Origin of the sequence: Kitasatospora sp. NPDC087314 (assembly GCF_044744365.1) — a bacterium.
In the GTDB taxonomy this organism is placed as follows: Bacteria; Actinomycetota; Actinomycetes; order Streptomycetales; family Streptomycetaceae; genus Kitasatospora.
This window is the reverse complement of the sequence record NZ_JBIUYE010000003.1, coordinates 609145-622871: the sequence shown is the minus strand read 5'-3', so window position 1 is coordinate 622871 and position 13727 is coordinate 609145. Positions and strand designations below refer to the sequence as shown.

The window sequence follows — 13727 nt, the reverse complement described above, 5'->3', positions numbered from 1 at the left end:
AGGAATCTCCAACCCCGATCAGACGATCGAGGCCGGGGATGTCAACATATCTGGCGTTGACTTTTGGCACGCTGTTGAGTTCTCAAGGAACGGACACTTCCTTCAGGCTGCCTTCCAGCAGGCCCTCCGGGCGCTTCGTTCTTTCGTGTTTCCAGCTTATCAGATGTTTTCCGCTCCGTTTTCCGGGGCTTCGTCATCCAACTCGCCGGTGTCTTCCGGGGTTTGACGCCCCGTCCGACGTTTCAAACTCTAGCCGATCCCCGCTCCGAAAAGCGAATCCGACCGCAACCCAATAAAACGAGCACGCCGAATAAGAACCGAGACGCGACAAGACGCGACCCAGCCCGAACCGGGAAGTGGTGTTTCGAAGGATTGGCTACCTCGGGACCGTCCGCGCAAACACGTGTCCGGTGCTCCCTGCCAGGCAGCTCGAAGAACACTAGACCTCGGGGGCGACCGAGTCAAGCGCCGATTCCGCCTCGGTGACGCCCTCCTCCGCCGGCAGGTGGAAGGCCAGGACGGCGACGTCGTCGTCGTGCTCGGACGTCACGCCCATCGCCCGCAGCAGGCGGGCGCAGATCACCTCCGGGGCCCCGATGGCGCCGGTCAGGGTGCGGGCGAGAAGGTCGAGGCCCTGGTCGATGTCCTCGTCGCGGCGCTCGACCAGGCCGTCCGTATAGAGGACGCCGGTGGTCCCGGGCAGCAGGCGCAGGGTGTGCGAGACGTGCAGGCCGTCGCCGGTGCCGAGCGGGGGGCCGTTCTGCTCCTCGCTGCGTAGGACCGTTCCGTCGGGGCAGCGCAGCAGCATGGGGAGGTGCCCGGCGGAGGCGTAGGAGAGGGTGCGGCGCTGCGGGTCCCAGACGGCGTAGGTGCAGGTGGCGATCTGGTTGGCGTCGATCTCCATGGCGAGGCCATCGAGCAGGCGCATCACCTCGTGCGGGGGCAGGTCGAGGCGGGCGTAGGCGCGGACGGCGGTGCGCAGCTGGCCCATGACGGCGGCGGCGCGCAGGCCGCGGCCCATCACGTCGCCGATGACGAGTGCGGTTCGGCCGCCGTCGATGGCGATGACGTCGTACCAGTCGCCGCCGACGGCCGCCTCGGCGCCGCCGGGCTGGTAGGTGGCGGCGACCCGGAGGTCGGCCGGCTGGTCGAGCTTCTGCGGGAGGAGGCTGCGCTGGAGGGTGACGGCGGCCTCGCGCTGGCGGCGTTCCGCCTCGCGGAGCCGGGCGGCGGCGAGGACCTGGTCGGTGACCTCGGCGGCGAAGATCAGGACGCCGGCGGGCGGCCCCTCGGCGGGGGTGTCCCCGGTGTCGCCGGGGCCGAGCGGGACGCAGGAGACGTTGTAGTAGCGGTTACCGGTGAGGCCGAGGATGCAGCGGGCCTTGACGCTGCGCGGGCGGCCGCCGCGGATGACCTGGTCCATCAGGGGCAGGACGCCCATGGTCCCGAGTTCGGGGAGGGCCTCGCCGGCCGGCAGACCGGTGGTGCGGTCGCCGAAGAGTTCGCGGTAGGCGCGGTTCGCGTAACCGAGCTGGTGGAGCGGGCCGTAGGTGACGGCCACCGGAGCGGGGATGCGGTTGAGGACCTCGCGCAGGTTCTGGGGTTTGTGCGGGTCGAACAGTTCGGCGGCGGTGGCGAGGTTGGTGGGGTCGCGGGGGCTGGGGACGACGACGCCGTCGGCGGAGGGCGCGCCCTCGTCGGTGCCGGCCCCGGTCGGCGGGGCGGCACGCCAAGGGACTCCGGTGAGCCGGGCGCTCCAGCGCATGAGGTTCAAACGACGGCCGCTTCCTCGTTTTCCAGGCATATCATCACTTTTTGTGTGCACATCAACACACGGGGTAATGACTAGGGTGGGCTGATCCTGTCAGGCAAGGGCCCGATTCCGGAAGTCGCCCGCCCGGCGTGGCCGTCCGATCCGCCCCGGTTCGTAGCACCGGGGGCGCTCACCGAGGGGCCTCCGACCCTCCGTCGAAGGACGGGCCGAGCCCGGTCCCGGACTCCGGACGCGGGTGCCCCGCCGCCCCCAGCGAGACCACCTCGCGGGAGAACAGGCCGCCCAGCACCCAGTCCATCAGCACCCGCACCCGGCGCTCCGCGCTCGGCAGCCGCCGCAGGTGCCGGGCCCGGTGCAGCCACCAGGCCCGCCGCCCGGTGATCCGGCGACCGCGCCGGGTGTGGGCGACGGCCCGGCGCAGGCCCAGCGAGGTCGAGCAGGCGGCGGGCCCCGGCCGGTACTCGGCGAGGTCCGGGGAGTGCGGTCCGTAGTCCAGGGCGACCGCGATGTTCCGGGCGAGCAGTTCGGCCTGCGCGAAGGCGTGCTGGGCGTTGGGCGCGCAGGGCGCCCCGTCCGCGTTCGGATCCGGTACGGCCGCACAGTCGCCGGCCGCCCAGACCCCGGGCAGCGCACGCCCGTCCGGGCCGACGGCCTGCAGGGTGGCGAGGCAGCGGACCCGGCCGAGGGTGTCCAGCGGCAGGTCGGTGTCGCGCAGCAGCGGGGCCGGGCGGACCCCGGCCGTCCAGACCAGGGTGCGGGCGCCGAAGCGGCTGCCGTCGGAGAGGGCGACGACCCGGCCGGCGACCGACGCCAGGGTGGTGCGCAGCCGGATGTCGACGCCGCGTTCGCGGAGTTGGCCGAGGGTGTGTTCGGCGAGCTCCGGCGACTCCTCGGCCAGGATCCGCCCGGTGGCCTCGACCAGGACCCAGCGCAGGTCCTCGGTGCCGACGTTGTGGTAGCCGCGCACCGCGGACCGGGCCATGTCCTCCAGTTCGGCGAGCGCGCCGACGCCCGCGTAGCCGGCGCCGACGAAGACGAAGGTGAGCGCGGACTGGCGCAGGGCCGGGTCGCGGGTGGCGGAGGCGAGGTCGAGTTGCTCCAGGACGTGGTTGCGCAGGCCCACGGCCTCGCCGACGGTGGAGAAGCCGAGGCCGTGCTCGGCCAGGCCCGGCACCGGAGCCGTCCGGGATACCGAGCCGGGCGCCACCACCAGGACGTCGTAGGGGAGTTCGATCGGTGCGGGGGTCTCGCCGGGGTTCGCCGCGTCGGCGAAGGCGCGACGGGCGGCGTGCTCGATCCGGGTGATCCGGGCGGTCAGCACCCGGCAGTCCGGCAGGGCGCGACGGAGTGGGACCACCACGTGCCGGGGATCGATCGATCCGGCCGCGACCTCCGCCAGCAGCGGGTGGTAGGTGAAGTAGGCCTGGGGCTCGACGACGGTGATCTCCACCTCGCCGCGTCGCAGCCGTTCCCGCAGGCCGCGCTGGAGGTGCAGCGCGGTGGCCATACCGGCGCAGCCTCCGCCGGCGATCAGGATTCTGATGGTGCACCTCCAGCCGATCGACGCTTCGTCCCGGCCTCGCGGCCGTGGGTGTCCCCCCTCACGCCCCCCTATGAAGGACCGGCAGGGGTGGTCTTGTCCACAGTCCGCACCGCGCCGGATGCGACGGGAGTCGACTGGTGTGGCCAGTTGTGCTCCCCGGGCGACTTTCTGACGGACTTTCGGACGCGAAGAGCCGTGAACTATGGTCGGATTGTGTGCCGGAGCGGCCACCGCCATGACAATCGGCGGCGACGCACCGTGGAGCGGCCACTACGGCCAGTTCCAGCGTTGGCTCGACAACCCGACTGCGGGACAGTCATCCGGGGAAGGGTAGTTCCCGGACAAGGCCCCGGACGGTGCCGACGCGCCGAGCCGGACGCGAACCGGCGCGGAGGCACGAACCGTGGTCACGGAACCGGACGGGCGGCACGAGCGATGGGTCATCAGGTCATGTCTGACGGGCTGAGCTGCACCGGGGGGTGCAGGGGCGGGCGACGACAGGGTCCGGGTTCGGGCGCCTGCGGGGGAGAGTTGGGATGATGGAGCAGGAGCAGGTGTTGGGGCGGGCGGGAGCACCGCACGCCGGCCAGGGCATGGTGCCGGAACAGCGCGGCCCGGTGGACCTGCCGCCGCAGTCCGGGGCGGCCTACCCCGGCGTCCCCTACCGGGCGGAGCCGCCACAGGCCGCCGCGCCCGTCCCCGGGGCCCGGCTACGGGTGGACGCCCGGCGGAATCTGGAAAGCGTGCTGCGGGCCGCCCGCGAGGTGTTCGGCGAGTTCGGCTACGGCGCGCCGATGGAGGAGGTCGCGCGCCGGGCCGGGGTCGGCGTCGGGACGGTCTACCGGCGCTTCCCGAGCAAGGAGGTGCTGGTCCAGCGGATCGCCGCCGAGGAGGTGGCGTGGCTGACCGCACAGGCGCGGGAGTCGCTGTACGGCGGCGGCGGTGCCTGGGAGGCGCTGGCCGGCTACCTGGCCCGGGCGGTCGGCACCGGCGCCGGACGGCTGCTGCCGCCGGAGGCGTTCCGGTACGCGGAGGAGCTCGGACGGGTGCCCGAACCGCGGGTGCCCGAGCCGGCCGCCGTCCGGTTCGACCTGCGCGGTGAAGACGCCCAGGGCGGTGCCGGCGTCGAGCCGTCGGCGGCCGACGCGGATCCCCGGCTGCTGCTGCAGCTGCTGGCCGCCCTGGTGGCCCGGGCCGGCGCGGCGGGCGAACTGCGGCCGGGCGTCACGGTGTCGGACGTCGTGCTGGTGCTGACCGCCTCGGTGCCGGTGCACGCGGCCCGCACCGTGCCGGCGACGGCCGGGTTCTCGGCCGGTGTCCCGCAGGCGGAGGGGCAGCCGTCCTCCGGGCCCTCGGACCGGTTGCTGGAGATACTGCTGGACGGCCTGCGGGCGCGCTGACGCTCCACCGCCGGGGCGGCCGCCGCGCCCGGCGGGAGCGCTTGACGGAAACGGGACTTGGACGGGGGACCGGCGCGCGGACCAGGCACGCGCGCCGGGTGCGGGCGGCACGCAACCTGCCGCCGTGCGCTGGGCGAACACATCCGCGACGGCCCCTCGGAAGAGTGGGTCCCGGCCGGTCCGGCTACCGCCCGTCCCTGCGCTATGCCATCCTTTGCCCGTGGTTGGAGCCAATGTCCCGATGCGCGCCCTTCGCGCGCCGTCGGCGCCGTACAGCGGGGAACCGTGCGCCTACGCACTCCCGCGCGCCTTGCCACACTACGGGGGCTGTCGTGGAATCTGGGGTCCGTTGTGAGCGCCGAGGAACAGAACGACTACGGGTACGGCCTCGACTTCGGCCCGTCCGGAGGCCTGGCCGGGGGAACCGGGGGACTGGCCGGTGGAGCCGGCGGGCTGGCCGGCGGCCTGACCGGCGGTGCGCCTGACGGTCCCGCCATGGCCTCCGGCGGCCCCGCCCAAGTACCCGGCGCCGCACCGGGTTCGGCCACCGGCCCGACCGCCGGACACGTCCCCGACCAGGCCGGCATGCCCAGCCGCGAGTCCCTCGCCGCCTCCGACGCCGCGCTGCCCCCCGGGCGGGTGCCCGGTCAGGCCCCGGCGGGCCGGGGCGGCGTCGCCCCCGAGGCGTTCGTCGGCGACCACCGCCCGGTCCGCCCCACCGTGCCCGCCCCCGCCGATCCGGTCGACGGCGAGCGCCCGCCCTCCGACGCCGAGTTGACCGCCCTGGTCCGGGCCGGCGACGACAGCGCGTACGAGGAGATCTACCGTCGGCACGCCGACTCGGTGCGCCGCTACGCCCGCACCTGCTGCCGCGACAGCTTCACCGCCGAGGACCTCGCCGGCGAGGTCTTCGCCCGCACCCTGCAGGCCCTGCGGGCGGGCAAGGGCCCGGAGTTCGCCGTCCGCGCCTACCTGCTGACCGCCGTCCGCAACGTCGCCGCCGCCTGGACCCGCAGCGAACGGCGCGAGCAACTCGTCGACGACTTCAGCGTGTTCGCCCAGACCTCGGCCGCCGTCGTCGACCTCGACCTGGCCGATCCGGGCGCCGACGCCTGGGCGATGGCCATGGCCGACCAGCGCATGGTCATGCAGGCCTACGCCGAACTGCCCGAGGACGACCGGGTGGTGCTCTGGCACACCGAGGTCGAGCGGGAGTCCCCGAAGACCGTCGCCGTGATGCTCGGCAAGACCGCCAACGCCACCGCCGTCCAGGCCCACCGGGCCCGCGACCGACTCGCCGCCGCCTTCCTGCAGGCGCACGTGTCCGGCAGCCAGGACAGCACCTGTGAGTCGTACGCCAACCGGCTCGGCGCGTACGCGCGCGGGTCGCTGCGCAAGCGGGCCTCGGCGGAGGTCGGACGGCATCTCAGGGAGTGCGACCGCTGCACGGCCGCCTGCCTCGAACTCACCGAGATCAACACCGGCCTGCGCGCGCTGCTGCCCGGCGGCGTGCTCGTCTGGATCGGGGTCGGCGGGTTCAGCACGGCCGCGGCCGCCGTCGGCGGCGTCGCCGCGGTCGGCGGTGCGGCTGCGGGCACCGCGGCGGCCGGCTCCGGGACCGCGGGTGCCGGTGCCACGGGCGCGGGCGCGGCCGGTGCTGGTGCCGGCGCGGCCTCCGGCGGGAGCGGGGCCGGTGTCGGCGCCGCGGCCGGTGAGGGCCTGGGCACCGCGGCCAAGGCCGGAATCGCCGCCGCCATCGCGGTGGCTGCGGCCGCCGTCGCCGCTTACGCGCTCACCGGCTCGCCCGAACCCAAGCCCCCGGCGGCCGCTCCCCCGGCCACCAGTGCCCCGGCCGCGCCCAGCCCGCAGGCCCCCACCCCCGTGCCGCCCGCCCCGGCCCCTGCTCCCGCCCCCGCCACGGCGCCCAGCAGCGCCGACGTCCCGGCTCCGCCCGCGCCGAGCCCCAGCGCGGAGCCCGCGGCCCAGCCGACGCACGCCCCGACGGCCGCCCCGACCACGCCGAAGGCCGCGCCACCGGTCACCTCGGGCCCGCCCGCGCCCAAGTCGACCCCCATGTCGCCGACTCCGGTCGTCCCCGTCGTGCCGACGCCCACGGTGCCGCCGATGCCCACACCCGAGCCGCCGGTCGTCCCCGCGCCGACCACGCCGCCGGTGCCCACCCCGACGATCACCCCGCCGTCGCCGCCCGCACCCACCGACTTCTGGGCCGACTCGCTGCCCGTGGTCAAGCCCGGCAACAATCGGGTGCCGCCGCCCGGGCCCAGCATCCGGCAGAAGGGCAGCGACTGGTTCTGGCAGCACGACAGCGCCTGGATCGGCGGCGAGCGCCACCCGCACGCCATCACCGTGCACGCCCCGGCGACCACCCTGATCGACCTCAACCGCAGCTGCACGTCCTTCGACGCGGTCGCCGGGGTGGACGACGCCACACTCACGCCCGGCGGTGTGGTCTTCTCCGTCCAGAGCGGCGACGGCAGCACCCTGTGGCGCTCCCACCCGCTCGCCGCCGGGGACGACGCGGTGCCGGTGCACGTGCCGCTGGCCGGGCAGAAGTCGATCCGGCTGGTGGTCACCCCGGTGCACGGGATCTGGTCGGCGCTCAACGTGGCGGACTGGGCCGAGGCCCGCTTCAGGTGCTCCTGAAGCGGGCCTCGGCGGGGGACTGTGTGTCAGACAGGCCCTAGGGGTCAGATGGCGCAGGAGCCGTCCGCACAGGCCTCCCCCGCCGGGGCGACCTCGACCGGGGCCGGTCGGCGCTCGCCTATCTCGGCGGCGACCTGCTCCAGCACCTTGCGGAAGGTCTCGGCCTCCTGGCCGCCCTGCACCGCCCACTTGCCCTCGAACACGAACGTGGGCACGGCGGTGATCCCCAGCTCCCGGGCCTCGGCCAGCTGCGCGCGCACCTCGGCGACGCCCTCGTCGCCCGCCAGGTAGGCGGTCACCCGCTCCCGGTCCAGGCCGGCGGCCACCGCGACGTCGGTCAGCGCGGCGCGGTCGCCGACGTCGACGCCGTCGGTGAAGTGCGCCTTCAGCAGCGCCTCCTTCAGCCGCCCCTGGACGGCCGGACCGTACTCGACCTCGGCGAGGTGCAGCAGGCGGTGGCCCAGGAAGGTGTTGGCGTGCAGCGCGGCGTCGAAGTCGTACGCGATGCCCTCGGCGCGGCCCAGCTCGGCCACCCGCGCGTCCATCGCCACCGACTGCGGACCGTAGCGGTCGGCCAGCCAGGCGCGGTGCGGGCTCGCCGTCGCCGGCGCGTCCGGGACCAGCTGGTACGGCCGGTAGACCACCTCGACGCCCTCCTTGCCCGGGAAGTCCTCCAGGGCCTGCTCGAAGCGGCGCTTACCGATGTAGCACCAGGGGCAGGCGATGTCGGACCAGATCTCGACCTTCATGCGGGGCACTCCAGGGGATGGGGACGGGACGGGTGTCGGATTAGGTGAACGGTGAACCATCTCGGTACATTCCCGACACCCCGGCCGCCCCGACACCCCGGCCATCCCGGATCGGCCCCGGGTCATCCCCGGTCTGCCCTGGTCAGCCCGCCGCGGGCGCCGGGACCACCAGCACCGGGCACACCGCGTGGTGCACCGCCGCCGAACTCACCGAACCCAGCAGCAACCGGGCGAACCCCCCGTTCCCGCGCGTGCCGACCACCAGCGTGTGCTGTCGGGTCGAGGCCTCCAGCAGCACCTCGATCACGTTCCCCAGCACCACGTGCAGCGACAGCTCCCCCGCGTACGGCCGGGCCCGCTGCCCCTGCACGGCCACCACGGCCCGGCGCAGCCCGTCCGCCATGCTCTCCACCAGCGTCTCCACGCTCTCCTGCACCAGCTCCGCCATCCCCGGCGGATAGCCGGCCGGGGCCGGATTCACCACAGCCAGCACGTACAGCGGCAGGCCGAACAACTCCGCCTCGGTCATCGCCCGGTCCAGCGCCCACAGCGACCCGTCCGACCCGTCGCAGGCCGCCAGCACCCCCGGCGGGCGCCCCGTCGGCGGCTGCCCCAGCACCGACAGCACGACGGGAACGGACTGCTCCGGGCTCACGCTGGCCACCACGGCCCTCCTCACCGACGGACTCACTGCCCGCCATCATCACCCGCCCCCGCCCCCGAGCCCCCGCCGGGCCGACCCGGGCGCGCCGCAGGGGATGGGAGGAGGCGGGTGGAGGGGGTGAGCCGGCCAGGGCGAGCCCGGCCCACGGACGCCGCGGCGGCGGGCCGGGTGCGGCGAAGTCGGGCCGGCCGACCCGCACCGGCCCCGACGGGCAGGGGTCAGGCCGGGTGAACGGGAGCAAGGGCGGGAGGTTGGGCCAGGGGGAGGCCGGTCCAGCAGGCGCCGTGGCGGCGGGCGCGGATGCGGCGGAGCCAGAGTTCGGTGGAGACCAGGTCGGCGAGGCCGGCGAGGGCCGCCGGGGAGAGCGGGGTGGCGGGGTCGGCGAGGCCGGCGCGGACGGCGGGGAGGTCGATGAGGCCGGCTTCGGCGAGGAGGGGGGCGTCGAAGAGTTCGGCGAGCCCGTCGGCGGCCAGGCGCAGGCCCGCCCGGGCGGGGGCGGTGCGGTCGGGGCGGGGGCCGCGGCCCCAGTCGGGGGGCAGGTCGGTACGGCCGGCACCGGTGAGGACGGCGTGCAGGAGGGCATGCCGGGCGCCGGGCTGGAGGCGGACGTCGTCGGGGAGCAGGCGGGCGGCGCGGACCACCTGGTTGTCGAGGAACGGCGCGTGCAGCCGCTGGCCGGGCTGTTCGGCGGCGTGGACGAGGGTGCGGTAGGAGCGCGCCTGCCGGTAGAGGGCGTGCCGGGCCCGGTGTGCGCCCGGGTGTTCGTCGGGCGCCGGTCTGCGCGCCGCCAGCCGCAGCCGGAGGGCGACGGCGGAGAGCGCCTCGTCGGAGAGCCAGCGGGCGGCCGGGCCGGGGACGCACCAGGCGAGGTCGCCGGCCGAGCGGTCGCCCGCCGTGCCACCGTCGCCCGGGGCGTGCCGGGCCGTCAGCTTGGCGGCGGCGTCGTCCAGCGCCTCGGCGTACCGGACCCGGGACAGCCGGTGGGCGGCCCGGAGCACGGTGAGCGGGGTGCGCAGTGCGCCGGCCAGCACGCCCGCGACGGCCCGGTCGACGCCGGCCAGCGCCGCGACCGGGGGCAGCAGTTCGCGCGGGCGGCCGGCCCGGATGAGGTCGGCGAGCCGGGCCGGATGCCCGTCGAGGACCTGGCGGGCGCCGTAGCCGGTGAGGTGGTCGGTGCCGCCGGCGTCGAAGCGGGCCTCGGCACGGGCGGAGGCGACGAGTTCGGGGCCGGGCTCGTCGGTGAGCCGGCCGACGGGCGCGTCGGGGCGCAGTCCGGCGTACGGGAGGGTCTCGGGGCCGGGGTCGAGCACGGTGTGCCGCAGTCGGGGGGTGTCGGGGGCGAGCGCGAGGGTGGTCGGGGCTTCGGTCTCGCCGAGCGTGACGGCGGCCAACTGCTCGGGGGCGGAGGGCCCCTGGGCGGCCGCTCGGGCCCAGGAGCCCTTGACCGCGCCGTTCCTGGCCCCGGCGCCGATGGCCGGCGGTTGCTCCGGGGCGGCGCTCGCGGGCACCGGCGGCAGCGGTACGGCGGCGGCGAGCAGGGCGACGGTGGCGGAGGCGGTGCCGTAGGAGAGGTCGACGCCGAGCCGGGCACGGCCGGCCGGACCGGGCCCTCCGACGGGCGCGGTGGGCCCGCTGGTGCGGATCCGGGAGCGGACGGACTCCAGCAGCGCGCGGGTGAGTTCGCGGACGGCGGGCGCCTCGTCGCGCGGCTGCTCGCGGACGGCGGGGTCGTCGTAGGCGGAGAGGTACGGGTGGCCGCCGCGGATGGCCAGCACGTGGCCGGGCGGCACCCGCTGGACGCCCAGGTACGGGGTGCCGGAGCCGAGCGCCTCGGGCGATTCGGGGCAGGCGAGCCGGGCGGCGAGGTGGCCGGTGTCCAGTGGGGCGCCGACCAGGTCGGCGAGCGGGAGGGCGGCGGTGGCGTACGCGGTGCCACCGGCCCAGGGGGTGTGGAAGACCGGCTGGGCGCCGGCCAGGTCGGTGAGCAGCAGGGTGGAGCGGGTGCCGGTGCGCAGCACGACGGTGTAGCTGCCGGGCCAGGCGGTGAGGTGGCGGACGGCGCCGCCACGGGCGGCGGCGAGGCCGGCGGCGAGTTCGGCGTCGGTGGCACCGCAGTGGCCGAGGACGGCGAGGCGCAGGGTGGCGGGGGTGTCCTCGACCGGGTCGGGGGCGGTGGGGCCGGTGGTGACCGCGGCGGGGGCGCCGGGGCGGAGGGTGGCGAGGCGGATCTCCTCGGGTCGCCAGTCGCCGACGGCCCAGAGCTGGTTGGGGCCGGTCCACAGGGGGCATGCGGCGATCGGCGTGACCGTGCCGAGTGCCTCGTGCGCCGGCGTGCCCGCCCGGGGCGTGCCCGTGCTCCAGCCCGTCAGCCACCGCATCGCGCCTCCACCGGACGAGGACCTGCACCCGTGCGGCGTGTCCGCGCCGCCGGGCGGCTCCTCGCCGGTCTGCGGCGTGCCGTGGCGACCGCCCCGCGTACCGGCGCGCCGTCAGGAGACATCGTGCCACCGGTCGGCGCTCCCGTGGCCGGTGTTGTCGGTTCCGGTTGCACTCCCGGTTCCGGTGCCACTCCCGGTTCCGGTCCCGCTCCCGGTTCCGGCCTCGCTCCTGGTTCTGGTGCTGTTTCCGGTTCCGGCCCGCTTCCGGCCTCGTTCTCGTAGCCGGTCCCGCTCCCGCTTCCGACTCTGCTGCCGCGCCCGGTTCCGTCGCCGATCCCGGTTCGGCCACCGGGTGTTGACGTGTCCGGGCGCTCCGCAGGGCGGGCCGGGCCTCCCCCTCCCTGGCCCGGACCGCCCCCCACGCCGCCTTTGGCATGGGCATCGCGAGATGGCCGAAAGGCGTCGCTCGGCCCGGGAGGGCATCCGCATGCCCTCCCGGACTCAGCCCGCCACCCGCGGGGATTGAGGCGGCGGTATCCCCCGGCCCGCCGGGTCCTCGACGGCGGGCCGACCCACGACCACCAGCGAATCGCCGACCAGCCGGTGGGGCCAGGGGGCACGGCCGGGCGCACGTGAACACGGGACCGGAGCACGACGCTCCGGCGCGCGGTACCCCCGGTCCGTACCGAGTGGTCCGGACCAACCCCGGCGGGGACCCGGCGCCGCACCGCCTGGTGCGCGATCCCGCCATCCGGAATGCAGCCTCTTAACCGTCGGAACGCGTCCGACTACTCTAGGTACAGCAGCTACGGCCCGGTGCCGCCCGGGCCCCGCGCACAAGGCCGCAGGAGGTGCCGCCGCCACCATGACCGTCAGCCCACGAGGACCGAACGAACGGCTCGGCACGCTCCTGACCCTCGCCCAGATCAGCAACGCCGGACTGGCCCGCCGGGTCAACGACCTCGGCGCCCAACGCGGGCTGACCCTGCGGTACGACAAGACCTCGGTGGCCCGCTGGGTCAGCAAGGGCATGGTCCCGCAGGGGCCCGTCCCGCACCTGATCGCCACCGCGATCGGCGGCAAGCTCGGCCGCCCGGTACCGCTGGACGAGATCGGCCTCGGCGACACCGACCCGGCCCCCGAACTCGGCCTGGCCTTCCCGCGCGACGTCGCCGAGGCGGTCCGCTCCGCCACCGACCTGTGGCGGGTCGACCTCGACCTGCGCCGCGGACCCGGCGGCGGCCGCTGGAGCGACAGCCTGACCGGCACCTTCTCGGTCGCGGCCTACGCGACGCCCGTCTCCCGCTGGCTGATCACCCCGGCGGACGGTTCGGTCGCCCGCGAGGCGCCGCGCGCCCCGAGCGAGTCCTCCTCCTACCGGGTCGGCCACTCGGACGCCGCCAAGCTCCGCGAGGCCGCCCAGGAGGCCCGCCGCTGGGACTCCAAGTACGGCGGCGGGGACTGGCGTTCGTCGATGGTGCCGGAGTGCCTGCGGGTGGAGGCGGCCCCGCTGCTGCTGGCCTCGTACAGCGACACCGTCGGCCGGGCGCTGTTCGGCGCGACCGCCGAACTGACCCGGCTCGCCGGGTGGATGGCCTTCGACACCGGGCAGCACGAGGCCGCCCAGCGCTACTACATCCAGGCCCTGCGGCTCGCCCGGGCCGCCGCCGACGTGCCGCTCGGCGGCTACGTGCTCGCCTCGATGAGCCTGCAGGCCGGCTACCGGGGCTTCGCCGAGGAGGCGGTGGACCTCGCCCAGGCCGCCCTGGAGCGCAACCGGGGCCTGGCGACCGCCCGGACGATGAGCTTCTTCCACCTGGTCGAGGCACGGGCCCAGGCCAAGGCCCGCAACGCGGCGGCGTGCGCGACGGCGCTCGGCGCGGCGGAGAGCGCGCTCGAACGCGCACGCGCCGGGGATCCCGATCCGGCGTGGATCGACTTCTACGCCTACGACCGGCTCGCCGCCGACGCCGCCGAGTGCTTCCGCGACCTCGGAGTGCCCTCCAAGGTCCGGCAGTTCACCCGCGAGGCGCTGGCCAAACCCACCGAGGGCTACGTCCGCTCGCACGGCCTGCGGCTGGTGGTCTCGGCGATGGCCGAGGCCGAGGCGGGCAACCTGGACGCCGCGGTCGCCGCCGGCGAGCGCGCCGTCGAGGTGGCCGGCCGGATCTCCTCGCAACGCAGCCGGGAGTACGTGGTGGAGATGCTGCGCCGCCTGGAACCGTTCCAGGGCGAGCGCCGCGTCCGGGAGTTGACCGAACGGGCCCGCGCGGTGATCGTCGCCCCGGCATGACCCGTGCCGCCTGACGGTAATTCGGATGCACCGGCGGGAGCGGCCTCGCTATGGTCTCTCTCGTCCAGGTGCGCAGGCAGAGGTTACTTCCACTCTTAATGGGCGTGTCGCGGGTTCGAGTCCCGCCGCCGGTACTCGCCGGTGTAGCTCAGTTGGCAGAGCAGCTATGTCACCTCAGCCGCCTTCGATCTCTGGACACCCATACGTGAATAGGAATTCCGCACCTCCCGGTGCGACGGCAGCGGTTACTTCTTGGTGAGGC

General features: G+C 75.5%; 8 protein-coding genes, 1 tRNA gene and 1 pseudogene. 5 read left to right on the top strand and 5 right to left on the bottom strand.

The window, feature by feature from the left end; translation table 11 throughout:
- Window positions 1-226, top strand: a 226-nt coding sequence (locus ACIO5E_RS09355; protein ID WP_400665334.1) for a hypothetical protein, incomplete at its 5' end; no start/stop codon positions are given.
- A 261-nt stretch (window positions 227-487) separates the two neighbouring features.
- Here the strand turns inward: ACIO5E_RS09355 and ACIO5E_RS09350 are convergent.
- Together ACIO5E_RS09350 and ACIO5E_RS09345 are read right to left on the bottom strand one after the other, a co-directional pair.
- Window positions 488-1774 (bottom strand): annotated as a pseudogene (locus ACIO5E_RS09350) (SpoIIE family protein phosphatase); the annotation flags it as partial.
- 169 nt (window positions 1775-1943) lie between these two features.
- Complete coding sequence (locus ACIO5E_RS09345; protein ID WP_400665332.1) at window positions 1944-3281, bottom strand: NAD(P)/FAD-dependent oxidoreductase; 1338 nt, start codon at window positions 3279-3281, stop codon at window positions 1944-1946.
- A gap of 572 nt (window positions 3282-3853) precedes the next feature.
- Here ACIO5E_RS09345 and ACIO5E_RS09340 point away from each other — a divergent pair.
- The gene (locus ACIO5E_RS09340; protein WP_400665330.1) at window positions 3854-4717 is read left to right on the top strand and encodes a TetR/AcrR family transcriptional regulator; all 864 of its coding nucleotides are present in this window, start codon (window positions 3854-3856) and stop codon (window positions 4715-4717) included.
- 351 nt (window positions 4718-5068) lie between these two features.
- Complete coding sequence (locus tag ACIO5E_RS09335; RefSeq protein ID WP_400665328.1) at window positions 5069-7381, top strand: sigma-70 family RNA polymerase sigma factor; 2313 nt, start codon at window positions 5069-5071, stop codon at window positions 7379-7381.
- 44 nt (window positions 7382-7425) lie between these two features.
- On the opposite strand, the gene ACIO5E_RS09330 is transcribed toward ACIO5E_RS09335, so the two are convergent.
- From ACIO5E_RS09330 to ACIO5E_RS09320, 3 genes are all read right to left on the bottom strand, one after another.
- Complete coding sequence (locus tag ACIO5E_RS09330) at window positions 7426-8130, bottom strand: DsbA family protein (protein WP_400665327.1); 705 nt, start codon at window positions 8128-8130, stop codon at window positions 7426-7428.
- 142 nt (window positions 8131-8272) lie between these two features.
- A complete protein-coding gene (locus ACIO5E_RS09325; RefSeq protein WP_400665325.1) occupies window positions 8273-8794 on the bottom strand; it encodes a universal stress protein in 522 nt (173 codons plus the stop codon).
- 218 nt (window positions 8795-9012) lie between these two features.
- Window positions 9013-11172 (bottom strand): asparagine synthase-related protein, encoded by a 2160-nt coding sequence (locus ACIO5E_RS09320; protein WP_400665323.1) that lies wholly within the window; start codon window positions 11170-11172, stop codon window positions 9013-9015.
- Window positions 11173-12037: 865 nt separating this feature from the next.
- Between ACIO5E_RS09320 and ACIO5E_RS09315 the strand changes: the two genes are divergently transcribed.
- Together ACIO5E_RS09315 and ACIO5E_RS09310 are read left to right on the top strand one after the other, a co-directional pair.
- Window positions 12038-13465, top strand: a complete 1428-nt coding sequence (locus ACIO5E_RS09315) for an MFS transporter (RefSeq protein ID WP_400665321.1) — start codon at window positions 12038-12040, stop codon at window positions 13463-13465.
- A 72-nt stretch (window positions 13466-13537) separates the two neighbouring features.
- Window positions 13538-13599: transfer RNA gene (locus ACIO5E_RS09310), tRNA-Ser, on the top strand.
- Window positions 13600-13727: the final 128 nt, after the last annotated feature.

Excerpts from the sequence above, each read along its gene's own strand:
- ACIO5E_RS09345 (WP_400665332.1), bottom strand. The coding sequence starts at position 3,281 with ATGGCCACCGCGCTGCACCTCCAGCGCGGCCTGCGGGAACGGCTGCGA.
- ACIO5E_RS09330 (WP_400665327.1), bottom strand. The coding sequence starts at position 8,130 with ATGAAGGTCGAGATCTGGTCCGACATCGCCTGCCCCTGGTGCTACATC.
- ACIO5E_RS09320 (WP_400665323.1), bottom strand. The coding sequence starts at position 11,172 with ATGCGGTGGCTGACGGGCTGGAGCACGGGCACGCCCCGGGCGGGCACG.
- ACIO5E_RS09315 (WP_400665321.1), top strand. The coding sequence starts at position 12,038 with ATGACCGTCAGCCCACGAGGACCGAACGAACGGCTCGGCACGCTCCTG.
- ACIO5E_RS09340 (WP_400665330.1), top strand. The coding sequence starts at position 3,854 with ATGATGGAGCAGGAGCAGGTGTTGGGGCGGGCGGGAGCACCGCACGCC.